This is a genomic window from Calothrix anomala FACHB-343 (assembly GCF_014696435.1).
Lineage (GTDB): Bacteria > Cyanobacteriota > Cyanobacteriia > Cyanobacteriales > Nostocaceae > Aulosira > Aulosira anomala_A.
This window is the reverse complement of sequence record NZ_JACJQG010000004.1, coordinates 83404-107308: the sequence shown is the minus strand read 5'-3', so window position 1 is coordinate 107308 and position 23905 is coordinate 83404. Positions and strand designations below refer to the sequence as shown.

25 protein-coding genes and 1 pseudogene are annotated in these 23905 nt (G+C 39.5%); 12 read left to right on the top strand and 14 right to left on the bottom strand.

Translation table 11 applies throughout. The annotated features are described in order from the left end of the window. Window positions 1-66: 66 nt before the first annotated feature. Both H6G08_RS03135 and H6G08_RS03130 read right to left on the bottom strand, forming a co-directional pair. Complete coding sequence (locus tag H6G08_RS03135; protein ID WP_190538836.1) at window positions 67-1020, bottom strand: DUF4351 domain-containing protein; 954 nt, start codon at window positions 1018-1020, stop codon at window positions 67-69. 62 nt (window positions 1021-1082) lie between these two features. Further along, entirely contained in the window at window positions 1083-1484 is a 402-nt protein-coding gene (locus H6G08_RS03130; RefSeq protein WP_190538835.1) for a pentapeptide repeat-containing protein, read from the bottom strand. A gap of 417 nt (window positions 1485-1901) precedes the next feature. Between H6G08_RS03130 and H6G08_RS03125 the strand changes: the two genes are divergently transcribed. From H6G08_RS03125 to H6G08_RS03110, 4 genes are all read left to right on the top strand, one after another. Next, the gene (locus tag H6G08_RS03125; protein ID WP_190538834.1) at window positions 1902-2315 is read left to right on the top strand and encodes a secondary thiamine-phosphate synthase enzyme YjbQ; all 414 of its coding nucleotides are present in this window, start codon (window positions 1902-1904) and stop codon (window positions 2313-2315) included. Between the two features lie 106 nt (window positions 2316-2421). After that, a complete protein-coding gene (locus tag H6G08_RS03120; protein ID WP_190538833.1) occupies window positions 2422-3210 on the top strand; it encodes a Nif3-like dinuclear metal center hexameric protein in 789 nt (262 codons plus the stop codon). A 317-nt stretch (window positions 3211-3527) separates the two neighbouring features. Beyond that, window positions 3528-3743, top strand: a complete 216-nt coding sequence (locus H6G08_RS03115; RefSeq protein ID WP_190538832.1) for a hypothetical protein — start codon at window positions 3528-3530, stop codon at window positions 3741-3743. 568 nt (window positions 3744-4311) lie between these two features. Then, complete coding sequence (locus tag H6G08_RS03110) at window positions 4312-4623, top strand: DUF6679 family protein (RefSeq protein ID WP_086765716.1); 312 nt, start codon at window positions 4312-4314, stop codon at window positions 4621-4623. Between the two features lie 154 nt (window positions 4624-4777). On the opposite strand, the gene H6G08_RS03105 is transcribed toward H6G08_RS03110, so the two are convergent. Further along, a complete protein-coding gene (locus H6G08_RS03105; RefSeq protein ID WP_190538831.1) occupies window positions 4778-6445 on the bottom strand; it encodes an MBL fold metallo-hydrolase in 1668 nt (555 codons plus the stop codon). Window positions 6446-6675: 230 nt separating this feature from the next. After that, window positions 6676-6798, bottom strand: a complete 123-nt coding sequence (locus H6G08_RS38040; RefSeq protein ID WP_096577909.1) for a DUF8629 family protein — start codon at window positions 6796-6798, stop codon at window positions 6676-6678. A gap of 936 nt (window positions 6799-7734) precedes the next feature. Here H6G08_RS38040 and H6G08_RS03100 point away from each other — a divergent pair. Together H6G08_RS03100 and H6G08_RS03095 are read left to right on the top strand one after the other, a co-directional pair. Continuing rightward, window positions 7735-8352 carry a ParA family protein gene (locus tag H6G08_RS03100; protein ID WP_190538830.1) on the top strand — a complete coding sequence of 206 codons (618 nt, stop codon included), beginning with the start codon at window positions 7735-7737 and terminating at the stop codon, window positions 8350-8352. A 118-nt stretch (window positions 8353-8470) separates the two neighbouring features. Continuing rightward, on the top strand, window positions 8471-8743 hold the full coding sequence (locus H6G08_RS03095) for an RH3 domain-containing protein (RefSeq protein WP_190538829.1): 273 nt from the start codon (window positions 8471-8473) through the stop codon (window positions 8741-8743). 31 nt (window positions 8744-8774) lie between these two features. Here the strand turns inward: H6G08_RS03095 and H6G08_RS38035 are convergent, their stop codons facing one another. Further along, window positions 8775-8900, bottom strand: a complete 126-nt coding sequence (locus H6G08_RS38035; RefSeq protein ID WP_277877793.1) for a hypothetical protein — start codon at window positions 8898-8900, stop codon at window positions 8775-8777. Between the two features lie 68 nt (window positions 8901-8968). After that, the gene (locus tag H6G08_RS03090; protein WP_190538828.1) at window positions 8969-9598 is read right to left on the bottom strand and encodes a GerMN domain-containing protein; all 630 of its coding nucleotides are present in this window, start codon (window positions 9596-9598) and stop codon (window positions 8969-8971) included. A gap of 194 nt (window positions 9599-9792) precedes the next feature. Here H6G08_RS03090 and H6G08_RS03085 point away from each other — a divergent pair, with 194 nt between their 5' ends. The 3 genes from H6G08_RS03085 to H6G08_RS03075 all read left to right on the top strand — a co-directional run bounded on the left by H6G08_RS03085 (window position 9793) and on the right by H6G08_RS03075 (window position 13031). After that, a complete protein-coding gene (locus H6G08_RS03085; protein ID WP_190538827.1) occupies window positions 9793-11262 on the top strand; it encodes an integrase in 1470 nt (489 codons plus the stop codon). Window positions 11263-11480: 218 nt separating this feature from the next. Next, window positions 11481-12119: a Uma2 family endonuclease gene (locus H6G08_RS03080; RefSeq protein ID WP_190538826.1), complete on the top strand. Its 639-nt coding sequence runs from the start codon at window positions 11481-11483 to the stop codon at window positions 12117-12119. A gap of 369 nt (window positions 12120-12488) precedes the next feature. Further along, a complete protein-coding gene (locus H6G08_RS03075; protein ID WP_190538825.1) occupies window positions 12489-13031 on the top strand; it encodes an REP-associated tyrosine transposase in 543 nt (180 codons plus the stop codon). 131 nt (window positions 13032-13162) lie between these two features. Here the strand turns inward: H6G08_RS03075 and H6G08_RS03070 are convergent, their stop codons facing one another. From H6G08_RS03070 to H6G08_RS03050, 5 genes and pseudogenes are all read right to left on the bottom strand, one after another. Next, window positions 13163-13339: a DUF6887 family protein gene (locus H6G08_RS03070; protein WP_190538824.1), complete on the bottom strand. Its 177-nt coding sequence runs from the start codon at window positions 13337-13339 to the stop codon at window positions 13163-13165. After that, complete coding sequence (locus tag H6G08_RS03065) at window positions 13336-13512, bottom strand: DUF6888 family protein (RefSeq protein ID WP_190538823.1); 177 nt, start codon at window positions 13510-13512, stop codon at window positions 13336-13338. Before H6G08_RS03065 ends, H6G08_RS03070 begins: the two co-directional genes overlap by 4 nt. A 6-nt stretch (window positions 13513-13518) precedes the next feature. Beyond that, a pseudogene (locus H6G08_RS03060) lies at window positions 13519-14904 on the bottom strand (bifunctional serine/threonine-protein kinase/formylglycine-generating enzyme family protein); the annotation flags it as partial. A gap of 78 nt (window positions 14905-14982) precedes the next feature. Beyond that, window positions 14983-15885 (bottom strand): M48 family metallopeptidase, encoded by a 903-nt coding sequence (locus tag H6G08_RS03055; protein WP_190538821.1) that lies wholly within the window; start codon window positions 15883-15885, stop codon window positions 14983-14985. A gap of 222 nt (window positions 15886-16107) precedes the next feature. Then, window positions 16108-16497: a Pepco domain-containing protein gene (locus H6G08_RS03050; protein ID WP_190538820.1), complete on the bottom strand. Its 390-nt coding sequence runs from the start codon at window positions 16495-16497 to the stop codon at window positions 16108-16110. 479 nt (window positions 16498-16976) lie between these two features. Here H6G08_RS03050 and rsmA point away from each other — a divergent pair, with 479 nt between their 5' ends. The 3 genes from rsmA to H6G08_RS03035 all read left to right on the top strand — a co-directional run bounded on the left by rsmA (window position 16977) and on the right by H6G08_RS03035 (window position 19306). After that, on the top strand, window positions 16977-17798 hold the full coding sequence (gene rsmA / locus H6G08_RS03045; protein WP_190538819.1) for a 16S rRNA (adenine(1518)-N(6)/adenine(1519)-N(6))-dimethyltransferase RsmA: 822 nt from the start codon (window positions 16977-16979) through the stop codon (window positions 17796-17798). A 50-nt stretch (window positions 17799-17848) separates the two neighbouring features. After that, a complete protein-coding gene (gene ispE, locus H6G08_RS03040; protein ID WP_190538818.1) occupies window positions 17849-18802 on the top strand; it encodes a 4-(cytidine 5'-diphospho)-2-C-methyl-D-erythritol kinase in 954 nt (317 codons plus the stop codon). Window positions 18803-18982: 180 nt separating this feature from the next. Beyond that, the gene (locus H6G08_RS03035; protein WP_190538817.1) at window positions 18983-19306 is read left to right on the top strand and encodes a DUF3082 domain-containing protein; all 324 of its coding nucleotides are present in this window, start codon (window positions 18983-18985) and stop codon (window positions 19304-19306) included. Window positions 19307-19545: 239 nt separating this feature from the next. On the opposite strand, the gene H6G08_RS03030 is transcribed toward H6G08_RS03035, so the two are convergent. From H6G08_RS03030 to H6G08_RS03020, 3 genes are all read right to left on the bottom strand, one after another. Continuing rightward, window positions 19546-21240: a GUN4 domain-containing protein gene (locus tag H6G08_RS03030; RefSeq protein ID WP_190538816.1), complete on the bottom strand. Its 1695-nt coding sequence runs from the start codon at window positions 21238-21240 to the stop codon at window positions 19546-19548. A gap of 66 nt (window positions 21241-21306) precedes the next feature. Then, window positions 21307-23328 carry an ABC transporter ATP-binding protein/permease gene (locus H6G08_RS03025; protein WP_190538815.1) on the bottom strand — a complete coding sequence of 674 codons (2022 nt, stop codon included), beginning with the start codon at window positions 23326-23328 and terminating at the stop codon, window positions 21307-21309. A gap of 122 nt (window positions 23329-23450) precedes the next feature. Further along, on the bottom strand, window positions 23451-23855 hold the full coding sequence (locus H6G08_RS03020) for a hypothetical protein (protein ID WP_190538814.1): 405 nt from the start codon (window positions 23853-23855) through the stop codon (window positions 23451-23453). Window positions 23856-23905 lie beyond the last annotated feature (50 nt).

The following is a 23905-nucleotide window of genomic DNA, read 5'->3' as shown; positions in this document are numbered from 1 at the left end:
GGGCTAGAAAACCCAACAAAATAATATAAATGTTGGGTTTTCTTCTGCAAACACGACTGGCTACAACTACTCAGTAATATTTGATTTTAACCAGCTAAGTAAATCCTCTAGTCCTGAAAAATCTAACAAAGCCTCGCCCAGTGCTTCTAATTGCACTAGGGAAAGCGATTGAATGCGTTCTTGAACTTCTGGCGCTAACTCTCCCACCCGTTTTTTTATTTGACGTAGCACAAGACTTTGCTCACCTTCTTGTTTTCCTCGTTCGTAGCCAATACGTTCACCTGTGGTTACATAGCTCATAGTTCGCTCCTGTTCAAATTGCTTAAATTCTTGCCAAAACTCCGCTTCCAATGCTTTTGGTAAAATCATAACCCAGTCGATAAATCGGTAGAGGTTACGAATATCTTTTTCTTGCAGTCCTTGTTCGTATAATCGCCGAATTAAACTGAATTTCCAAGTTTTGCGTTCTCCTGGTTTTTTACTTGTCTGCTGTGTCTTCAAATGTGCCATGACAACCGTTGCAAATGGGTTATCGCTGGCTTCTAATTCTGTCCATCTGTTTTGATAATCGAGAAGTTTGATGGTGCCAAATTCAAAATTTAGCTTGGTATCGGGATAATTGTAACTGTATTGATTTGGTCGCCAATTTGGGTCAGCATCGCACAAAATCGCCAAGCTAATTGCTGGTTTACCAAATTTGTCAAATATCCGCAGGTTATAAGAAAACATTCTTTGGGCAAAATTATCTTCTGATTTGGCTTGAATTTCTACATGAATTAACAGCCAAATTTCTTCTCCTTGTATTTGCCAAACTTTGACTAATTTATCGGCGTATCTTCTGCCTTGTTCAGCATCACGGGCTATTTGCTGAAATTCTTTATCTAAAAATTCATGGGGACGTTCCCAATTAATTAATCTGGCGGTTTCTGGGAAGAAAAAATGCATGGCTTGGGGAAAGTATGCTTCTAATATTTCTTTCCACGGTGAATCATTATCGGCTCTTTCTATTTCCTCAGTCATCTGGATTTCTAATTAAATTTTAGCTATGAGCTAGGAGCGATCGCACTTCATATCAAAATTATTCATTCCCGTCCACAACCATCATTACAAATTCTTCCATTTGACAAGATGGTATTACAGAGAATGGCATCACGAACGCTCTGGTTAATTGCATTTCTGAGATTGGCGTTAGTGAGGTCAGCACCCTCGAAATTGGCACATTCCAAATCAGCACCGCTCAGATCAGCCCCTTTCAAAATAGCGTATTCCAAATTGGCATTCAGCAAAATAGCACCGCTGAGATTAGCACCCATCAAGTTGACACGAGCTAAATCTACATCAGTCAAGTCGGCATTTCTCAGGTCAGATTGACTAAGGTTGATATCTCTCAGATCAGACCTGATTAAGCAAGCACCTTTCAAGTTAATTCCTACAAAGTCAATCTCTCCAGCATTCAACCGATTGAAGAATTCTTCAACATCCATAACTTACTTCTTGCTTCAAACTACTTGCTAAATTAACAATATTATCAATAATTGAGGCGGATATTGATGATGTAGAAAAATTTGTATATTTAATTATAGTGATGAATTCTTTGATAGTTTTGTGGTGAAATATCGGTTATCAATGTTGGGTTACCCTACGGGAAGCCGCTCCGCGTCTACGTTCCTCAACCCAACCTAAGAGCTAGGATCGCCACATTTAAAATTATTAATTATGCACAAAAATTTTCAAATAATAAAAACATTTGCAAAATTGGGATGCTCCCCCTTAATCTGTTCAATCAGCTCGCGAAGAATCCTTGAAACTTTGCTTGGCAGACTACTTCTTGCCAAGTTGTGTGATATATTCTCAATCAGCAAGCGTATTCTGACGCTCAGTGGACTTTTAACTCATTGCAGATGACTCATTACCAAAAGCTACTCAGAGTTTCCACTACTGGCAAGTCTTTTCAAAATATCACCTCAAAAATTGAAGCGATTGTTGCCGAGTCGGGGGTGGAAACTGGTCTTTGTACTCTATTCTTACGCCACACTTCCGCTAGTTTAGTGATTCAAGAAAATGCTGACCCCGATGTGCTGGTGGATTTGGCTAATTTTATGGCGAAACTTGTACCAGAATCAGGCCAGTATATTCATGATGCGGAAGGTCCTGATGATATGCCGGCTCATATCCGTTCAGCGCTTACCCACACTTCCGAACATATTCCGATTAATCGCGGTCATTTGGTACTTGGAACTTGGCAAGGTATTTATGTTTGGGAACATCGTCAGCGCAGTCATGTCAGAGAGTTGGTTGTCCATATCTCTGGTTAGAACTTTTGCTGGATTTAGCAATCATTAAATATTACTTAAGCCACAGTTTTCTTGGCGCTTAATTAGGCATAAAATAGTTAGCCCGCTTGGGAGCTACTAAAATTTCATGAAAATTGCTGACTTAATTACGTGGTTTGAAGATTGGGCAAATCCGGCTTGGTGTGAAAGCTGGGATAATTGTGGTTGGCAGGTGGAGCCGGGGATTTTACAGGAATCAGCTAGGGTTTTGGTGTGTTTAACGCCGACTTTGGCGGTGATGGAAGAAGCGATCGCATCTCATGCTAATCTGATTTTTGCCCATCATCCCCTGATTTTTGCCCCTCCCAAATCTTTCCGCGTTGGTGAAGCGATCGCGGATATGGTACGGTTAGCTTTTCTCCACAATATCGGCATCTACAGCGCCCATACGAATTTTGACCAGGTACAGGATGGGACGGCTGATGTTTTGGCGCAAATTTTAGAATTGAAGGATGCAACGCCCATTGTCCCTACCCAAAATGGCTTAGGATATGGTCGAGTAGGCACAATCGAGCCTGTAATGACTTTAAAGGATTTATTGGCAGTTATCCACAGTCGTCTTGCTCCCAAGAATTTGCTGGTTTCCCCATCTGCTGATTTACAACAAGAAATTTCGCGCATTGCTGTATTAGGCGGTTCTGGCGCTAGTTATATTTCGGCGGTTGTCAAGACTGGTGCTACGGCTTATCTAACTTCTGATTGTAAATTTCATCAATTTCAGGAAAGTCGCGATCGCAATTTGATTTTAATTGATGCTGGTCATTATGCCACCGAACGCCCAGCTTGCGATCGCTTGGTGCAAAAATTACGGTATTTAAATCTCGATTGGGTAAATTTAAGCGATCGCGATGAGGATTTCCGCCAGTTTTTCCCTTAGTTACTTGTATATTATTATTCCTCTGGAGAATTAATTCACTATCTTGCTATCGGCATTTACTGAAAAATCATGTATATTTGATTATCATATTCATTAGTCTGATTTTCATTTCGTTTGTAGAAAACTATGGCTGGTTTATTTCTCAACTGTATTAAAATCAAGGCGATTCAGTGGTCAGATAGTATGGGTTTTATCGATGATAGAGATCACAGAATCAGGTAATTATAATCACTATGGGCGCTGTTTTATATCAGTTTGGGAAATTAGGGATTATTCCATACTGGAGGTAACAAATTGCTTACTAAGCCCTAATCAACATGATTCGCACAATTGTTGAATCTGCTTTCCAAACTGGATGTCTGAGTGTTGAATCAGAGGGTCTACTGCACCAAGTTCTAGCAACGAAGTGTTATCAGTCTGACGATTTGCTAGCTTTAACCGAGTTATATGAAGCGGTTCGTGCTGGTCAAATTAAGCGAGAAGCATCCTCTACAGTACTCATGGAATTTCCCTTAAAGAACAAATCTTGCTGATACCCCTACAAAAGTTGACTTTGGCGTTGCGTAGTCGCTCCTAAACGGGACTTGTCACATCAGTCAAATAACCCTCAACTTAAAAACTCTTGGCTTGTTATTGTTTAAAACCATTCAGGACAGCCAAAGAATGAGTTAAGATCAAATACATAGGGGTAAAAGTACAGCCGAGTTCCCGGACTTCCCAGCAATGCCAATGACTACAAGTAGGCAACTCAAACAACCGCAACCAATGCTTATATTGGAGTATCTATTATTACATAATGGTAGGAATAACTCACCAGCAAGGATTAACCTAGTTAGGACAAATCCCGAATTGTATGACTTCTACGAAGAATACATTCGCTGAATTACCCTGAAGGAGTTTTAGTTTCACCCACGCGATGGCTAGGCGGTGATGACTCTAAAAATCCTGAGATTCTGACAAATAGGAGCAAATCTTGGGTGAGGGTCAAAACACTTAGTTATTCGTAACCGTAAAACTGACTTCTTAAGGTTATTATGCACTGGGGCATAACCCAGATTTTGAAAGGTTTAACTACGTTGTTTAAAAAGGCAGAAGCAGTACATGCTACACCGCAAGATTTATCAATTGTGTTGCGATGGGCGGGAGGTATGTGTATTCTTGCGGGACCAGCAACGCTGGATAGAACGCGCCCGCATCATTGATATCGAGGGAGATTTAGTGACCCTACGCTATGAAACAGAAGAAGAAGATGAAGTTTGTTCTTGGGAAGAAATGGTTCGGCTGGAAAGTATTGGTGCTGTAACCCAAAAGTTAGCGTCAGTACCTCGCGGTAATGTAGAACCTCTGATGACCGAAGATTGTCCGGAAGCAGAGCGTATCCGCAACCGTTACACTGACTCTAATCCTGAATAATTCCAAATAGTCGAAAGTTGAGAGTCCAGGGTCAAGATTTCCACTCTGGACTCTTGATTTTTGGGCATTGGGCATTGGGCATGGGGCATTGGTCAAATAGAATTCTTAATTTTGAATTTTGAATTTTGAATTTTGAATTTTGAATTGTTTGTCCCTATTCATTTTCCATCAACCTCTCATAGGCGGGACAGTAACCTTCAAGGGTGACTTTGAAGTTATATAGGGGGGAGTTGGGATTCCAACAACGTTGTCCTCGTTGATGACGACAATTACCACAACAGTCTACATCTGTCAAGATGTAGCGATCGCTGTTTTGGTTGAGTAGTTCTCGCTGGGATAATCCCCTTAAGACTAATTCTTCTCCTTGCCAACGGGCTTCGATTAAACCTGTATCGGCAAATTGTCGCCAACGGGGATCGGCGGTAATTGTGTCGGGAAGGCTAATGGTGATGATGCTGTCGGATTCTGTGAGTTCGCCTTCGTAGTTGGTTTCTGGGGCGGCGGGTTGGATAAATGTATCGCCAATGGGCAATTCTACTAAAATGCCGGCGGCTGGGGAATGAAGATGATAGCGGTTTTGTAGTTCTTCTAAACTGGTTAAATCTGCTAGGTAGGCTGGGCTACCGTGGACAAAAACGACATGCTGGGGTCGTAAATTATGGATTAATTGGGTAGTCCCAGGGCCATCGCTATGTTGGGCGAGGAGATAACCTTCAATGGTGGTGGGTGCTAAATATTTTTTTTTAACTTTTATATCTATTTTCTCTGGCAGGAGAATTAACCAAGGGCCTGTTTCTGGCTGACAATATTGGCTAAAATCGGCTGTGGAGTCGGTAAGAACTATACAGGGTGTCTTCCCGATATGGGGACGATGTTCTGCTTGCAACCGCCGCACGCGAGGACGTACTCTTTCATCCCAAAATAACGGTTGATGACGGGCGAAGTTTTGAACTGATGGGGGGAGATGGGGTAATAGTTCTAAATAAGCATCGCAGCCTTTGGCAACAGCACCATCTACCCAAATATCTAAATCTCTACCTGTGAAGTGGTGATGGCTGCGTAATAGCATTAGCAGTTCTTGACCTAACCCTAATGCGGGTGTAGGCAGTATAACAGAACTGCGATCGCTAATTGCACGATAAATTCTTTCGGCTAGTTGATTTTCTTGGTTGCGGCGGTGGGTATGGCGTGATGTGCCATAAGTTCCTTCAATAATTAAAGCATCTAGCTCTAAGCCGCGTAATTCTTCTAATCTCAAGCCTTCTACTAACCGGGAGTTAGATAAGAAAAAGTCTCCTGTATATAGTAACTTGTAGGAACGCTGCGAAGTTGTATAGGTAAGCATAATCGCCACCGCCCCTGGAAGATGTCCGGCGGGAAACAATTCTGCTACTAAACCTTCATGAAATTCTACAGGCGATCGCAATGGTAAGGCTTGACAAAATTGAGGAATTTCTTGAGGATCTTTATCTAGCCAGTTTAATGATAGCAACTTGCTGGTTACTTCACTGGCGTAGATAGCTAACTGGGGAAAAGCCTGATGTAGCGCCAGCAAACCCCTAGCATGATCCGGGTGGGCGTGACTAATCAACACTAAATCCACTGGTTGGGAGGAATTGCGTTGACGCGCCAATTTTTTTAACTCCCTCACCAGTGAAGAAATATCCCCCAAACCACAATCTAACAGGATGCGATACGGCCCCATCCGTATCAATAAACAAACGCCCTCGTCATTGTGTTGGACACTATAAGGTAAACATTCTAGTTCGCTAGTTCCCTCATCAGCATCAACACGAGAGGACGACGAAATTCGATCCCTCATGTTCTCCTCCCCTTAAACCTCATCGTCATGGAAATATCCCAAAAGCCAAAAATTAAGGGGTTGTTTTTGGTTTTGTGAACTAGGGGTAAGTTTCATTTTGCGCCCCTTCACCCTGAAAATGCGGATTTTTTTGATGGGGGAGGATATCATAGCCTAACCCGGCCCCAGTTCGGAAAATTGGTTAACTTTTCCGAAGTTCAGAGGGTCAAAAGCCGATTTTCAAACCTCTTTTAATGTGCAGAACCATTGCCGTGATAGTTATCGGAATCATAAAATCCATTTTTTGTGCCAAAAAACAAGCACAAAACTGTAAATACGACTGTTAATCCCACTAAAATCAGCTTTACATCCATCGGTTTTCTGCCCTCTACTAAAAGACTTTCATAATATTAATAGAGCGCTCCAGCATCAAGCCTGAAACACTAGAAAATCTTTACTATGCTTAGGTTGATTGCGAATAGGTAAATTTACTGCAATAAGTTCAGATTGTAGACTTTTTCGCTCAACCTGTCTATCTATCTATATACCACTGTTAGGCTCACACTGTACAACTCTGATGCCGTAAAGAGTGGTGTTTAGGCTGTTTGGTAAATATTCCCCAGCTACTCATTTACTCAACTTACTCTTTTCCATTGGCAATACATATTGTATTTCTAGTTTTTATTTAATTTATCTATGCTTCTGACCAAAGAGGCAGGGGAGCAGTGCGCAGGGAGTAAGGGACTTGCAAATAAAAAAATATTCCAATCATTAACTTACCAAATCCGCAACTCGTAGGGGCGGGTTAACCCCGCCCCTACAATTTGGCATAATTTATTTTTTGGAGTTTCCTAAGGGGGAAAACTGAGACAGAAGCTCAGACTCCGCCCCTGTAAGAACGCCCTAGAAGGGCGGGGCTTCTCTACGAGACGTTACACATTCCAGCAGAAGGACTTGTTCCCCCTGCCCCCTTCCCCTCTGCCTCTTCGGTGAACCCTACCATTTTGTTTTAGATTTGCAAATTATGCTTTATTTAAAAATTGCTGAAACCTATACATAGCAAGAGTTTCTTAAAATATTTGCTTTATACTTAGGTGTCAATGTATATATTTTATTGATTGCTCACATTTTACTGAAAATATTTTGTAAGCTTAATGCCTGTATACATACTATTTATATACGTAAATTACATAAATCAAGCATCTAGATGTCCAAACATTTAATAAACATCTAAACATCTGAATGTTTACTTAACATCTAGATGTTTAAATATGCAGTAGAATCTTGGGATTGTTTGCGAGTAATTGAAAATGATTATTACAGTAGCGGCTTTTAAGGGAGGCGTAGGTAAATCTACTACCGCGCTACACCTGGCGACATACTTACAAAATACGGCTGATACATTGCTAGTAGATGGTGATTTGAACCGGAGTGCGTTGGATTGGTCGAACCGGGGTTGTTTACCATTTAAAGTTGCGGATGAAAAGCAGGGAATACTTTTAGCAAAACTTTACGAGAATATTGTGATTGATACACCAGCTAGACCAAACCCAGATGAATTAAAAACTATTGCGCAAGGTTGCGATTTGTTAGTTATACCTACGACTCCAGATGCGATCGCACTAGCTGCAACTATGCAAATGGTTGAATCTCTCAAGCCATTTAAAACTAATTATCGCATTTTACTGACTCTGATTCCTCCTCATCCCAATAAAGCAGGAGAAGAAGCGAGAGCAGCTTTGGAAAAAGCCGGACTACCGATATTTAAATCGGGAATTCGACGGTTAGCTGTATTTCAACGAGCTGCTTTAGAAGGTGTACCTGTGAATGCTGTCAAAGATGCTTACGCTCAAATTGCTTGGCGCTGTTACGCTGAGGTAGGTCAGGAAATAACAATTCAAAATTCAAAATTCAAAATTCAAAATTAAAGAGATTTTCAGTGGGGATTTAAACCCACAGTGAAAATCTGCTACTTGTAGACAAAGATGTATTAAAACGAATAACGAATTACGAATTACGAATTATTTTAACCTGGAGGATTTTATTGTGAATAATAAGAAAAAAACTAGTCGTTTTGATGATTTAATTGATGCGGCTCGCAGTCGTCAACAAAGAGACAATCCAGCAACAACTGAGACTCAACCTACTTCTTTAAGCAAAAGTACTAATCCCGAATATATCCGCACTACTATTTATCTTCCGAAAAGTTTACATCGAAAATTAAAAGCTGCTGCTGTTTCTAGTGAGCGACAAATGAGCGATATTATGACAGAGTTAGTTGAACAATGGTTGTCGTCTCATAATCCCAATCAAGAATAGACTTCTTGTATAAATATTTTGGCTTTTTTGACTAATCATTAGCAAAGCTCACGCAAAGACGCAAAGACAAGCCAGTGCGTTGGGCGGCTCTGCCGACTTGAAGCAACTGGCGTGCAAAGAAGAAGGCGAAAATTAGGATTTTTGCAAGAGACTCCATGAGATGCGCTCACAAGGAACAATAAAAATGAATCTTCTGACAACTGACAACTGACAACTGACAACTGACTAAAATACAATTTCTTCACCGCGTTCGGTAAAACGCACATCTTTAATTTTCCATTGAGCGTTACTTGTGAGGGTTTTGCGGACACTACCAAATAATGCAAATTGTTCGCAACTTGAAAGGGAAGCTATTTGGCGTTTTGAGTTAGGTGCTACGCGCAAATCAACGGTAGCAACGCCATTTTTCACGTTAATCCGATAACTTGATAAGCTAAAATCCCCTGAATCTCTTTTCTCTAAAATTTTACCTACCGCAGCTTTTACAGGCTCATCGGCTGATACTGGTACTTTTTGGGGAATTAATTGCTGACATTGAGTATCACTTGTATATAAAGTGACATCTGTTGTTTGGTTACTGGTGGTGGGAGATTCTGCGGGTGTGGGTGTAGCTGTAGGGGATTCTGTAGGAGTGGGTGTCTGAACGTCCTCTGATTTGGCTCTCAATTGCGCCATACTGGGGGTTTGGCTGGGGGATGGGGATGATATGGCAGCTGTTGTGGTTGGCGCGGGTGTTTCGCTAATATTGTCTTGATTAGCGGTGGGACTAGAATTACAGCTGCTCAGACTAGTTGCGATCGCGGTTGCAATAAATGCTAAGAAATATCTTTTTGTTGTATCAATTGTGGTATGCATAATTTTATATTTGTTGGGTTGTGTTATTAACTTCAGTGTTATTAAGTTTATTTCCGTATAATTTTATAGCTTTTGTTAACTTTGGCGCTAGTTGAAGCTAGCTTTACTTTTGAGTTTGTCATCGGTTATTTTCAAGGCAATTGCTGCTTTTAAAGCGTAAAATTTACAGTAATTAGAAATTGCAAGAATTACTTATGTCTAGCAATGAATCTACTACTTACGACCTCCGTAATGCTGAATGGGATGGTGTGGGAATCGACCAATGGGAACCATCGAAGTGGAAACAATGGAAAGCTAAACATGCTTCATCTGATGAAGGCGTGAAAGCTGAACGTGAATATTTAAGAATCAAACACGCTGTTGCACAAGCTAACTCGGCGTTAAGTTTGGATAGAGTGAAGGTGAAACTTAAGCTGACTAGTGCTAAAACTATTGGCTTACAAGGGACTTTTCCCTGTAAACCGGGGGATCTTGGTAAAAATGGGAGTCCAAGTAAGCAGTATACCATTTCCTTTGGTTTTGTTGCTAATGATGTTGGTGTAAAAACGGCAGTCGTCAAAGCTAGGGAATTAGATTTATTATTAATCACCAAGCAATTTCGTTGGACGCCAGAATTATTAGGTAAACAGGCGCAGAAGATAGCGTTACCCGAACAGGAAAGTTCTACCAAGCTCATTGGTGAATGGATTCAAGATTATGAGCGGGAATTTTGGAAAACCCATGAGAAGAATCGCCAAGGTATACGTACTTGGGAAACTCATTATTGGCGACATTTGAAAAAGCTACCTCAAGATTTACCTTTATCTTTATCTGCTTTAGAGAAAGCCCTGGAAAAAACTAAACCTAATACATCTGGTAGATTTTTCTTAGTATGGCAATTAAAGAAGTTTTGTGAATTTTGCGGGATTAATGGTTTAAAAACTATTGCTGCTTATGCTACTCCTAAACCGGAACCAACTATTCGGAAAGTTCCCACAGATGAAGAGATTATTCAAGGCTTTACGAAAGTGGGAATGGCTTTATCAACCTATGCTATTAGAGAGAATTTTACTCTACCAGAACAATGGCAATGGGCTTATGGTATGTTAGCAAGTTATGGCTTAAGACCTCATGAATTATTTGCTGTTGATATCGAGGCTTTTATTAACCCTAATAATACTTTTCACTTAGTTTATTTAAATCCTAGTTTAACTCAGGGAACGAAAACCGGCGAACGTAGTTGTGGAATTCCGCCTTTACATCCCCATTGGGTAGAATTGTTTGATTTAAAAAATATTAAGTTTCCTTACAATGAGGGAACCCTGAGTAATAAAACTGCAAAACTGCATATTAGATTTAGAGCGGCTAATTTAGGTTTTCGTCCTTACGAATTGCGTCACGCTTACGCTATTCGCGGACATCGCTTGCAGGTTCCCATCAAAACAATGGCAGATTATATGGGACATACAGTGCAAGAGCATACTAAGACTTATCAAAGATGGATGAGTGAGGATGCTAATTTAGCAATTTATCGAGAAGTTGTAATTCATCGACAAGGTACAACTAAGGAGGCTTTGAAAGCCAGAATTAGTGAATTGGAAGCAGAGACTCAGGCTTTGAAAGCGGAAAATGCTACGTTGAAAGCATTGCTAATTCAGCATCAATTGGGTGAGTTGTTGACTTGATAATTGTCAGTTGTTTTTGCTTATCTTATGTTATTTAGATTTCTGTAACACAGCAAGAAGTACCACAGTCAATAATGCCAAATATTTGATTAAAATAGTAGTCATGCTCCGTCAACATTTCAAGGTGCGTTAGCCTGCGGCATAACACACCCTACGGCTATTTTCAATGTATGATGAAATTGGTACTAGTTAGGTGAATTTTACCAGCGAGGCAAGTTATGTTACTTAAACTCAACCAGCTAATTGTACCTGTAGGACATCAATTATTAATTAAAAACATATCCTGGTCAACATACAAAAGTATTTTGGCTGAATTGGGTGAAAACCGCAGTTCGCGGATATCTTACAGTCAGGGAATGTTGGAAATCATGGCTCCACTACCAGAACATGAAGTTGCTAAAGTGATGATTGGGGATTTGGTAAAGGCTATATTAGAAGAACTCGATATAGACTTTTGGAGTTTAGGATCTACTACTTTTGATCGAGAAAAAATGGATGCTGGGGTAGAACCTGATGATTGTTTCTACATTCAAAATGAAGCGGCTGTAAGGGGGAAGGATAGAATTGATTTAACTGTCGAGCCGCCGCCTGATTTAGCGATTGAAATTGATATTACATCCCGGACGCGGTTTAATAATTATGAGGTGTTAGGTGTGCCAGAATTATGGCGATGGAAGGGTAATAGATTAGAAATTAATGTGATGATTAATGGTAAATATGTAGCCTCTACTGCTAGTGCGATTTTTCCTAATTTACCTATTACTCAAGTTATTCCTGAATATTTAATGCGGAGTAAAACTGAGGGGAGAAATGCAGCGATGAGAGCGTTTCGCAGTTGGGTGAGGGAGCAAATATAATTGTTGTTTGAGAGCTTTTTTATAATTTTATTAATCTCTTCGTAGGTTGGGTTGAGGAACGAAACCCAACATCGGCGCTTGGTGTTATGCGAGGAATGTTGGGTTTCGCAAAGCCTCAACCCAACCTACTAGCTACAAATTGATTGGGTATTTAAAAAATTGGATGTCCCCTAGCTTTTTTATAATTTTATTAATCTCTTCGTAGGTTGGGTTGAGGAACGAAACCCAACATCGGCGTTGGTGTTGTGGGGGGAATGTTGGGTTTCGCAAAGCCTCAACCCAACCTACATTGATGGTAAATTGACGGTTGTTTTTGCCTGGATTAGACTGGTTTAAGGTGGAGAAATTAAGCTTCTGAATATTAATTAAATGCAATATCGTCGCGCTACAATTGCGGGTGGAACTTACTTTTTTACAGTCGTTACAGATAATAGAAAAAAGTTTCTATGTATACCAAGCTATGTAGTTTTATTGAGAGATGCTTTTCGAGATGTGATGAAACAACACCCGTTTATTATTGATGCTTGTGTTGTATTACCAGATCATCTGCACTGTATTTGGACATTACCACCAGAAGATAGCGATTTTTCTACCCGTTGGCGGTTGATAAAAAGCTATTTTAGCCGCAAATGTGATACTTTATTAGCAGAAAATTTATCTAGCTCTAAGCAAAAGAAACAAGAAAGAGCAATTTGGCAGCGTCGTTTTTGGGAACATTTGATTAAGGATGAGGTAGATTTTAAAAATCATGTGGAATATATTCATTACAATCCGGTGAAACATGGTTTGGTGCAAGCTCCAAAGGATTGGGAATATTCTAGCTTTCATCGTGCGGTGCGTCAGGGTATGTATGATGTGATGTGGGGTGCTGGGGAGGAGATTGTCTTTGCTGCGGATATTGGTAAGGAGTAAATTTTGTAGTTAAAGGTAATATCCGCGTTTGGTGTTGGGGTGGGAATGTTGGGTTTCGTTCCTCAACCCAACCTACGTCTACTGCGTTCAACCCAACCTACGTCTAAAGATGATTCCTAGATGATTTTTGGTTATGATGCCATTCTTTTTTTTATTTCCTCTATTAATTGTTCTGTAGTTTTGACTACTATACGTCCTGGTTTGGCTCTAACAATTTCCATATAGTGCTGAAATGCGTCTTCATCGTCAGGGTGTGCAATCACGTATTTTCTCAGTTCGGCTTCGCTAAGGCTTAAATAGTCACTCATTCTATTATTTTCTCCCCATTACTAAGAATTTCTATTTGGATAGATTCACCTATTAAAATCACGATGCGGTTGCTTCGTTCATCAAATCTCACTAGGGTTATGTCACGGAATAAATTGCTAGTGCGAACGCAAAAATCAAAAAATGCTTCGAGTTGCTCGACGGTAGGTTTCATTAATTATTGACAAAATTCTACCGCATCATCCCAACTCACTTGTTCTACTGGTCGGTTTTCACCTGGGAATTTAGAAGGATTATTCCCCATTATTGCTTGATATTGCGCCTGGGTGACTTCATATTTACCCATGAAGAAGCCAGGGACTGTTACTCGATGCTGTGGACTTTCATCATTTGCTCGTTCTGCTTCCCCTGCTGGCGAACCCATTGTAAAGGTTCCCCCTGGTATCTCCACCATTTCTAAGCTGACACCATTCCCCAAGTCTTCAACAAAGTATTTGGCGTTCAGGTTGCGACGGTTGGTGATGTTTCCCTGCGCATCTACTTTGACGGTTTCAAATTCAAAGGTTTGTAAGCGATTTTGTGAGGTGGGAGACTGGGTAACAGAACTAGCTGGTGTTCTCGGAGTTGTTCTCGGTTCACCTGTATTCTGTGTTGATGGTGGAGAATTCTCTTTTGAACCAAATAAAAACCGTTCACCAATAATCGCTAAACCAAATCCCGCACCCATTAACCCAACAGTTTGAATGATTCGCCGTCGTGATGGTGGTGGTGGGGGAGGAGGAGGTGGTGGTGGTGGTGTGAGTGCTTGTAATACTTCTGCGGCTGTAGAATAGCGATCGCGAAAATGATAAGTCACCATTTTGGTTAAAATATTAGCTAGGCGATCGCTAATATTTGTCCAATTGCGCCATATAACTTCGCCATTAATGGGATCTTTTGGGAGTTCGTGCGGTTGTATCCCTGTTAAGGCGTAAATTCCCAACATCCCCACAGCATGAACATCGCTACATAATTTTGGCTGTCCGTTGGCTTGTTCGCTGGGCATATAGCCTGGTGTACCTATAGTAACTGTAGCACTGGTTTGTCCTTGGGCATTAACTGCCATAGTTTCTTTAACTGCACCAAAGTCAATCAGGACAATTTTGCCATCTTGACGACGACGCATGATGTTTTGCGGTTTGATGTCGCGGTGAATGATATTTTGCTGATGAACTACGGCGAGTATTTCTAAAATCTCTTGTAATAACTGAGTTACTTCACCCTCACTCAATCGCTTCCCTGGGGCGATTTCTTTACCTAAGTCTTCACCATCGACTAATTCTTGGACTAAATAAAATTCGCTATTTTCTTCAAAGTGGGCAAAGAGTTTGGGGATTTGGTTGTGGAGGTTGCCTAATCGGTATAATGTTTCTGCTTCGCTATTAAATAACCGTCTGGCTATTTGTAAAACTGCTGGATTAAGGTTGTTTGATTTGAGGTGTTTAACTACGCATTTCGGGTTTCCCGGTAAATCTAAATCTTCAGCTAGATAGGTGTCTCCAAACCCACCGCTTCCCAGAAGTTTGATGATTTTGTAGCGATTGCGGAGAACTGCACCGATCAACATCCGATTTACCTAATTTGATGAATAATTTAGCCTATGGAGCTAAATTATACTCGATGTCTCGTAAGGGGTGGTTTTTGACTACCAGTTACCTAAGAAGTCCCAATCTTTGACATTTTCTGACTCTTCTGTTGCTTCTTGTGGTGGTGGTTGAGCCGGATCTGATTCCATTAATTGAGTATATGCGCCAGTTTCTACCCATTTCAATAATTCTGATGCTCGCATAACATGCCAAGGAATTTGATATGCCATGAAACTAAATATTTTGGTAACTTGGTCTAATCCCTCAAGTTCTTGGAAATTAAATTCACGCGCTTGCTGTGTAAAGTCTTCGATTACCTCTGGTGTTAAGTATTCACCTGGTAATCCACCCAATTTCATCAAAGATGCGATCGCAATATTAATATCTTGACATGCTAACAATCCCGCGCGATCGGCGGTAAGTTTCGCCATCATAATCCAGTTGTACAATGCAATTTCTATACCATTAGCGGCTAATCCGCCAAATCCTAGGGTGGTACTGCTGATGACGTTTTTCAATAATGGCATGACTACTGCCAGTTGTTGATATGTTAAATATTTACCTTTGATTCTGGCAATTTCATGTCCAAAAACAAATAATAGTTCTTCTTCTTCTAACCATTCCAGGGTTTCTAAGTTGACGCCGATTAATGGTTTCTCAACGCCAATCGCATAGGTGGAAATATGTCCTGTACCTCGATAAAGATATAAATCTGGTACGGGTTCGTCCAGAATTTTGCATGTTTCGATGAAAGCGTTGTGCAATTTGGGGAAGTTACGGGAGTTGACGCGAAACTCGTTACCCAGTGTTTGTAGTCGCAGCAGACGATCTATACCATACTCATTAATTTTTTTCAGCAGCAGTGGTAACCCTGGCATTTTTTGCAGTGTAGCCAAGGCTTTACGATCAAAGGGGTGTTGGTAGCTGTCTGGATTTAAACTGTGGAGTATTTTACGTGTCATTTGTCTTAGGGAACTCCAAAAAATAAATTATTCCGTTAAACGTTGACGGTTGACGGTTCACAGTTAACAGTCTGTAGGGGCGGGTTTTGTGAGATATTCATGTCGAAAACAGATACGTCGGTTAAACCCGCCCCTACAACAATAGCAATGGAATATTTTTTTACTTGGAAGTCTCTTACACATTACCTAAAGATTTTTGCATAGTGCGATCGCTATCTGCTCCTATGTTGCTGCTTGGCGTTTAAATGTCAGTTTGATTGCGCCTTTCCCGCTAGCTTTTGCACCGCTACCAATTAACTTTACTTCTCCCTCGCCGCTAATTTCTATGGAAAGTTCAATTTCTTCTAACTGCATTCCCGATTTTACTTGCGTTTGCTGTTCTGCTTGATTGAATAAACGTCCTACTACTCCCAGAAATTTTGTCATTTCTTGTTCTAATTTTTGCGCAGAAACTGGAACTGCATCTGTTACGCCTTTGCTTCCTGTCGTTTCTCTGGTTTCGTCACTGCGGTTAATTCCTCTAAAATTACCGCTTTGATTGTTGTCGGGAATGGCTATTTGTGGGGTGTCGTCGGTGACTATCCAAATGCTATCTGCGGGTGTATCTGACATGGTTTTTTTTTCGCGTTTATCTCAGATTTGCTGAAAATACTTTCAGTAATATACAACGCTCACAATGAGAATTTCGCTAAATTATTGTCTGGCGGAAATTGATTTGCTAGCTCTTGGACTTGTCCAATCGGTTTGAATGGCGATCGCCTCAATTTCCCTATTTTTAATTTGAGGTGAAAAGCAGACTCTATTGGTTGATAATTAGATATTTTTTAGCAGGAATTAGTTTATATGCGCACACCTTTTCCATTATCTATATAATACCTTAGCAAGAGTTTCCAAGTCAATAGTCTCATCTTCAGAGACAATGGTTTAAGTCTGATTTTTACCAATCTTTTGCTCATCTAAATCAGATTTTGGTGCATTTGTCAAGTAATAAACAGACAAAACAGGTAAAAAAGGGGGAGTAAAAAGTAAGAAAAAAGTAAGAAACGAATTTTTGGTAAAAGGCTGGAATGTAGATATAGAAGGAGAAATAGATGGTTCGACCGCGCAAGGCCTTTGCGCAGCATTGGCTCAAAAGTGAGAAGGCTCTAGAGGCAATCGTCAAGGCGGCAGATTGTCAACAGAGCGATCGCATCCTGGAGATTGGCCCGGGTACAGGTATCCTGACTCGTCGGTTATTACCTTTGGTGCAGTCTTTATTGGCGGTGGAAATTGACCGCGATTTGTGCGATTTATTGGCAAAGCAATTGGGGAAGAAAGAAAATTTCTTGCTGTTACAAGGAGATTTTTTGACTTTGGATGTTGGGGAAACTGTAGCAGCATTTCCTAACTTTCAAAATCAAAATAAAGTAGTGGCGAATATACCTTATAACATTACAGGGCCGATAATCGAAAAACTCTTAGGCACAATTGCGAATCCGAATCCGCGACCATTTGATTCAATAGTATTATTAGTGCAGAAAGAAGTTGCCGACAGGTTATATGCTAAACCCGGTACGACAAACTTTGGGGCATTGAGTATAAGGGTGCAATATTTAGCAGCATGTGAGTTAATTTGTACAGTCCCCGCTAGTGCATTTTATCCCCCACCAAAAGTAGATTCCGCAGTCGTGAGAATGCGTCCCAGAGCAATCGAAATACCTGCAAATGATCCGCGAAAATTCGAGAACTTGCTGAAATTGGGGTTTGGTGCCAAGCGGAAAATGTTACGAAATAATTTACAACCAGTAGTAGAACGCGATCGCCTGACTCACTTACTGGAACAATTAGAGATAAATCCCCAAGTACGCGCTGAAGATCTCAGCGTCTCTCAATGGGTAACTTTAGCAAATCAGTTACTTGTAACCGATGATTAGCAGGTTTTGGAGAAAAATCCAAAATCTAAAATCCAAAATCCAAAATTACTATGCGTTCTTACACCCTCATTGCCCCTGCTAAAATTAACTTGTATCTGGAAATCATCGGCGATCGCCCCGATGGATTTCATGAATTAGCGATGATCTTGCAAAGCATCGACTTAGCCGATCAAATTGGCGTGCGTTCCCTCAGCACAGATACAATTCGCGTCCACTCTCAGCATACCCAAGTCCCCACAGATAAAACTAATCTCGCTTACCGTGCGGCAGAATTAATGGTGAAAGAATTTCCCGATACCTTTGCTAAATATGGTGGTGTAGAAATTACCATCGACAAGCACATACCTGTAGCAGCTGGGTTGGCTGGTGGTTCGACAAACGCCGCAGCTGTGTTAGTGGGGATAGATTTACTCTGGAATTTAGGACTAACGCAAACAGAATTAGAAGAATTAGGTGCGGTTCTCGGTTCAGATGTCCCCTTTTGTATTGCAGGGGGAACAGTAATTGCGACGGGGAGAGGCGAACAACTTTCACCGCTACCAAGTTTAGACAATATATATATAGTATTGGCGAAGTATCGCAGCTTGGAAGTTTCTACAGCTTGGGCGTACAAAACCTATCGTCAACAGTATGGCAATACATATATTAAAGATACTGCTGACTTGGTAGCTCGTGCCAATGCAGTGCATTCCGGAGCGATAGTTAAAGCGATCGCGAATAAAGATGTAACTGACATCGCGCAAAAATTACATAACGATTTAGAGCGCGTCGTCTTACCAGAGTATCCCCAAGTTCTGCAACTGCGAGAATTATTTGCAGCACAAGAAGGTGTGATCGGAACCATGATGTCAGGTTCCGGCCCTTCAGTGTTTGCTTTAGTTGAATCCCAACCCCAAGCAGAAATAATTAAGCAAAAAATTAGAGCCGCCATCCCCGACGAAGATTTAGAATTATTTGTGACGCGAACCACTTCACATGGAATTAAAATCGCGTCGTCAGTTTAAAGGTGAGGAAGGAAAAAGGACAAGGAGGACAAGGAAGACAAGGAGGATTATTGTTCATTACTCCTTGAAGCTAACTCTCCAAAGATAACTACTCCAAACCAGGATATAAAAATTTTACTCCTTCTGCCTTCTGCCTTTAATTACTCAATCCAAAATCCAAAATCTAAAATCTAAAATTGTATGACAGATCCAAATTCCCTTCCTCAACCAGAGACTCCCGCAGAAGTACAAACAAGTCCGGTACGCTGTGTAAGTGGCGCGATCGTTTCCGGAGGATTAGGTTACGCACTTTATTCGGTGATGATTGCGATCGCTACAAATTTTGCTAGCAAGCCAATACACTCAGATAATCAATTGGTGTTGCGCCTAACTTCCGCAGTTCGTACCTTAGTAGTCGGTTTATTCGCCTTGGGTTCGGGAATATTTGGTTTAGTAGCTGTGGGTTTATTGGCTTTAGCATTGCAGTTGTTATTGCAAAAGCTGAAAAAAAGTCCACAGTCTTAAACTGAGAAATTAGGCGCAAAACTCAGAAAATACAACTGAGCGTCTGGATGGCAGGTAAAATTACCAGAACCCCGAAGCCCATACTTCTTTGGATTGCGCTGGAACATCGGCTTGTCTGCCTGCCATTTAGCATAAATATATTCTCCGATAATGCATCTACTGAGTGAACATGGTTTAATCAGTCAATCAAAAAGCTTTTTTCACAATGTAGTTGAAGCTTTAAAGCTATGATAATTTGGCTATGGCGAAATGTTGAATGGGAAAGTTTCATTACAGATTTTCGCACGAGTAAAAAATAAGTGCATCTGCCATATTAGCCAAGAACCAACCCGCCATGCTCCCATTGACATGGGTTCTGCAGGAGAATTTGCAGATATATCACAAATATCTTGGTCGTAATGTAACCATTTAACCGGTAAATGTCCCATCGGTGTTGTCGGAGATAATTTAAAAGTGAGTTGGTCGTAGTTTAACCAATTTCCCTCTTTTCGCCAACCTAAGCGATCGCCCAATCTCTTTTCTGTTTCATAATCTATTTGGCTACCTATTTCATCCCAAATGTTTTGTTGCACGCTAAAGCCAAAATAACCATGACTATATTGTTGCCAAAGTCGATCAATTTTATGAAAAGCTTGACAAGAAAAATTTAAAATATCTTCTTTATAAACTTCATGCCAATAATGCTTACCCATAACCTGTAGCATTAATTTAGCAGTTTCTATATCAGCTTCTTGCCATTTAGACTGTGAAAGTAAGTTTTGCAATATAGTGTAATCAATCTGCCAGTTAATTTCTGATTCTTGATTAAACTCAATATAATTATGAGATAGTTCTGCTAATTCTGCGTTGCCAATGCTAGGTTGAGAATGGGAAGACACAAAATCTGTTTCTACTATCCCTAGTACTTTTTTTTGAGCCACTAGTTGAGTAGAGATATAGTTAGATATTAAGTTAATTGTTTGATTTACATTTATCTCATGGTTACTGGCATAAAAATCATAGATGTTTCCATCTAATAGTTGTGCTTGAAAAAAAGCATCTTGTAATCTATCTTTTTTCTCATAACTGCTTACTAATAAATTTATCAAGTTAGGAGAAAATATATTACTATCTTCTATAGTTAAGTAAGCTGATTGAGTATTTAAATCGCTATTGGCTAAATTTTGGATTTCACCGACAGTTGCGTAAAAATTTGTATCTATTTTGACTACCTCATCTATTAAAGATTGCAGTGGGCTAAAGTAATTTTGTAGAGAGTTTTCTAGATTTATTGCTGTGTTAGCTATTTTTGCTATTTCCTGACGAATTTTTATAGCTCTGTTTTGATATTCATAAAATTCTTGATATACTTCTATATCTTTAACTATTTGCCTTATAGCTTGCTTTTGATTTTTAGTATCTTCTGCTAAGTTTTTAATTCCTTCACTGAGTAACTTTACTTTTTCTAAAATTAAAAAATTTGTATTACTCAATAACAAGAGTGATTTTAAATTTTCTTCATTTTCAAATTTTAACTTTTCAATAATTTGGAGATTATCAATATTTTTAATTTCCAGCTTTTTTCTTTCTTCATTAATTTTTCTAATTTCCAAATATTTTTTATTAAACAGGTTTTTCCAATCATCGATAAAACTTAATAAAAATTCTTGGTACCTATCTTTGTAATCTTCTACAGAATCAAGCAGTTGATTGTAATCTTTGATTAATAATTTTACTTCTGATAAAATCTCTCTTTGGTTAATTTCTTGTTGGCGTTTAACTATGCCCCAAATATAAGAGTAAGATTTTTTACCTTCTTTAATTAAAATTTGACATTCTTGAATTTTTTTTTGAATTTTTTTGAATTTTGGATTTTTTAAAATAGGAAACTTATAATTTTTTTCATAAATCGTAATTGATGCATAAGTAATTAGTTGTTGCTTTCTAGCTAACATCACTGCTTTGAAATTATACAAGTATCGCTAAAATCTTACTCAGGGGATATTTGATTATAATTACTTTCAATCCCTGATCCATTTTAATATCTTTGGGTCTTTGTTATAGCGGTAAGTCACATTATCTTTTGTAGCAATCGGCTTTCCTTGGCTAGCTCTGGATCTAATAGTAGCAAGAGAATAATCTGTTAAACTTTTAAGCTCTTGATGAGAAAGCCCGACAATTGTGACTGTAGCTACTGAAGTTTCTGGTTCTTTTGTGAGTTCATTTACTGGAAAATTATCTGATGCGATATGCTCCTTTTTAACTTGTGTAATAGTAATTCCTTTTTGTTGGCGATAATCTTCTATAGAAAGCAGTTTCCAGCTAGATTCTTGTGCAAGTTCTAATACCCATTGATGATAATTTAACAAGCTTTCTCGATGACCCACACTAATAAAAGTTGTTTTTGTTTGTTGTAACTGTTGATATAAATTACCTTCATTATGCAAATCTAAAGCACTTGTTGCTTCATCTAAAATAGTGAAACTAGGATGTGTAATTAATAGCCGTGCAAAAGCAAGGCGTTGTTGTTCTCCCAACGATAATATATTTTCCCAAGGGACTTCCGTATCAAAACCATTTACACGAGTCAGCAAGTGTTGTAGGTTAACTTGTCGTAAAATTGCTTCAAGTTCGCGATCGCTCATTTTCCAGTCTGTATGTGGATAGAGCAACTGTTCCCGCAAAGTACCCAAAATGATGTATGGTCTTTGGGGTAAGAATAAGATATCTTTGAGGGGAGGACGGACTAAACGTCCAGTTCCCGCATTCCACAAACCTGCGATCGCTCTTAACAAAGAACTCTTACCCCTACCACTGGGGCCAACAATCAATAACCCTTCACCTGGTTGCACAGAAAGTGACAAGTCTTCAACAATAACTTGCTCATAGTCTGGGGTTTTTACAGTGACATAATCAAAAGCCAAATGCTGGTCTTCTAATACTTTTATAGTACTGACATTCTCTGGTTGTTTGCTCACAGTTTCTAAAGCATCAGAAAACTGGGCTAAACGCTTTACATAACTAGAAAATCGCCCGGAGATTCCAAATTCAGCTATTAACTCTCCCAGAGCGTTAGAAAACATAAAGCAAGCAAAACTAATTTGGTTAATTTCTCCATAATCGATTTTATCTTGAAGAAATAAAGGTGTGAGAATAAACATGGAAAATACACCAATAGCAGACTGATATGCTCTGCCAAAAGCGTCTTGTCCTCTTTCCAAACTCAGCCTACGTTCAGCAGTTTGCAAAACATTATTAAATCTTCGCTGAACTATTTTTAACTCTTCATTTTCTCCCTGAAAGAAAGCAATTGATTCAGCGTGATTACGAATATGAGTTAGACAATAAGCAAAGTCTGCTTTAAATGCAATTTCTTCTTGGTTAACTTTAGTTATTATTTGATTTAAATAAACAGCTATGAAATTTCCAACAATTGTATAAATAATTAAATAAATTGCAATCTGTGGGTAAACTGTCCAGACAATTAACAAAGCACTGCCTATTTCTAAAACTTTTTCTAAAAAAGCAGTTGAAAATCTTAAAGCATTACTAGTAATGGGTTCTATTTCTTGGGATAGACGTTGATCTGGATTATCAATATCAGATTTAAAATTAATTTTGTAATAAGCTTGATTGCTAAGATATTTTTCTAATATATGGTTGTTTAACCATTTATACCAGTCAAGAATAATTTTTTTTCGCAGATATCTTAAAGAGGTTACTAAGAGTACTGTCCCTAATATAATTAGGCTTGATATCCATAAAGTACTATTATATTTATCAAGGTTTCTTTCTTCAATGACAATATCAATTACATAGCGATTCCAATAGCTATTTGCAGTATTGGCTGCAACAAATCCAACTATTAATAATAGTAGAAGTATCAGCATTCCCCAGGAACGAATTACATCTGCAAATACTCTGCCATCTGCTTTTGTAGGATACCAATAAGGTTGAGCAACTACTTTCACATCTTCCCAAAATTGGGTTAAGACTGAAAAAGGATTTGTTGTGTTTTGCTCGCGGACAGATGAAGTTTGCATATTCTCAAGATGTAGCCGTTAATAATTACAATCTGAATTTGCAAATGGCCTTTGAGAATTTAAGTTAAACTCAGAGGCCATTTGTATTTCCAGGAAATTTCTGAAAACTTGAATTGAACGTTCTAGGTTACTGATTCCTCATCAACAATTTCGATTGTTCTGGGAGCAGGAGCTTCGTCAGTTTCAGTAACGACGACTGGGCTAATGTGATGTTCTAGTTTGAGTTTTAAGTCATCTGTAATTGGTAACTCTTTAATTTCCTTGAGCAGGAATCTCACAGATTCAGTTTTGCTACGTTCTGTATAGATGAGCTTGAGAACGTTTTCCACTCCAAATCCCGCTATATATTCCCCTAGAATACCTACCAGTCCCAGTAAGCCCAAACCGCCTAAGAGGCCTAAAGGGCCGCCCAGCGATGACAGCATAGTGACAACTGCTGCGACACTACCGCCTGATGTAGCTGTCGCAATTACAAAAAGTATGCCCGGAAGACCTAAAGCAGCAATTTTTTTGACGAGTTCATCCATTGTACTTACCTACAATCTTTAAAAGGTGAAAACATGACTAGGAAAGTCAT

Bases quoted from the DNA above. Each gene is read 5' to 3' on its own strand.
- H6G08_RS03135 (WP_190538836.1), bottom strand. From the start codon at position 1,020: ATGACTGAGGAAATAGAAAGAGCCGATAATGATTCACCGTGGAAAGAA.
- H6G08_RS03130 (WP_190538835.1), bottom strand. From the start codon at position 1,484: ATGGATGTTGAAGAATTCTTCAATCGGTTGAATGCTGGAGAGATTGAC.
- H6G08_RS03125 (WP_190538834.1), top strand. From the start codon at position 1,902: ATGACTCATTACCAAAAGCTACTCAGAGTTTCCACTACTGGCAAGTCT.
- H6G08_RS03120 (WP_190538833.1), top strand. From the start codon at position 2,422: ATGAAAATTGCTGACTTAATTACGTGGTTTGAAGATTGGGCAAATCCG.
- H6G08_RS03115 (WP_190538832.1), top strand. From the start codon at position 3,528: ATGATTCGCACAATTGTTGAATCTGCTTTCCAAACTGGATGTCTGAGT.
- H6G08_RS03110 (WP_086765716.1), top strand. From the start codon at position 4,312: ATGCTACACCGCAAGATTTATCAATTGTGTTGCGATGGGCGGGAGGTA.
- H6G08_RS03105 (WP_190538831.1), bottom strand. From the start codon at position 6,445: ATGAGGGATCGAATTTCGTCGTCCTCTCGTGTTGATGCTGATGAGGGA.
- H6G08_RS38040 (WP_096577909.1), bottom strand. From the start codon at position 6,798: ATGGATGTAAAGCTGATTTTAGTGGGATTAACAGTCGTATTTACAGTT.
- H6G08_RS03100 (WP_190538830.1), top strand. From the start codon at position 7,735: ATGATTATTACAGTAGCGGCTTTTAAGGGAGGCGTAGGTAAATCTACT.
- H6G08_RS38035 (WP_277877793.1), bottom strand. From the start codon at position 8,900: ATGGAGTCTCTTGCAAAAATCCTAATTTTCGCCTTCTTCTTTGCACGC.
- H6G08_RS03090 (WP_190538828.1), bottom strand. From the start codon at position 9,598: ATGCATACCACAATTGATACAACAAAAAGATATTTCTTAGCATTTATT.
- H6G08_RS03085 (WP_190538827.1), top strand. From the start codon at position 9,793: ATGTCTAGCAATGAATCTACTACTTACGACCTCCGTAATGCTGAATGG.
- H6G08_RS03080 (WP_190538826.1), top strand. From the start codon at position 11,481: ATGTTACTTAAACTCAACCAGCTAATTGTACCTGTAGGACATCAATTA.
- H6G08_RS03075 (WP_190538825.1), top strand. From the start codon at position 12,489: ATGCAATATCGTCGCGCTACAATTGCGGGTGGAACTTACTTTTTTACA.
- H6G08_RS03070 (WP_190538824.1), bottom strand. From the start codon at position 13,339: ATGAGTGACTATTTAAGCCTTAGCGAAGCCGAACTGAGAAAATACGTG.
- H6G08_RS03065 (WP_190538823.1), bottom strand. From the start codon at position 13,512: ATGAAACCTACCGTCGAGCAACTCGAAGCATTTTTTGATTTTTGCGTT.
- H6G08_RS03055 (WP_190538821.1), bottom strand. From the start codon at position 15,885: ATGACACGTAAAATACTCCACAGTTTAAATCCAGACAGCTACCAACAC.
- H6G08_RS03050 (WP_190538820.1), bottom strand. From the start codon at position 16,497: ATGTCAGATACACCCGCAGATAGCATTTGGATAGTCACCGACGACACC.
- rsmA (WP_190538819.1), top strand. From the start codon at position 16,977: ATGGTTCGACCGCGCAAGGCCTTTGCGCAGCATTGGCTCAAAAGTGAG.
- ispE (WP_190538818.1), top strand. From the start codon at position 17,849: ATGCGTTCTTACACCCTCATTGCCCCTGCTAAAATTAACTTGTATCTG.
- H6G08_RS03035 (WP_190538817.1), top strand. From the start codon at position 18,983: ATGACAGATCCAAATTCCCTTCCTCAACCAGAGACTCCCGCAGAAGTA.
- H6G08_RS03030 (WP_190538816.1), bottom strand. From the start codon at position 21,240: ATGTTAGCTAGAAAGCAACAACTAATTACTTATGCATCAATTACGATT.
- H6G08_RS03025 (WP_190538815.1), bottom strand. From the start codon at position 23,328: ATGCAAACTTCATCTGTCCGCGAGCAAAACACAACAAATCCTTTTTCA.
- H6G08_RS03020 (WP_190538814.1), bottom strand. From the start codon at position 23,855: ATGGATGAACTCGTCAAAAAAATTGCTGCTTTAGGTCTTCCGGGCATA.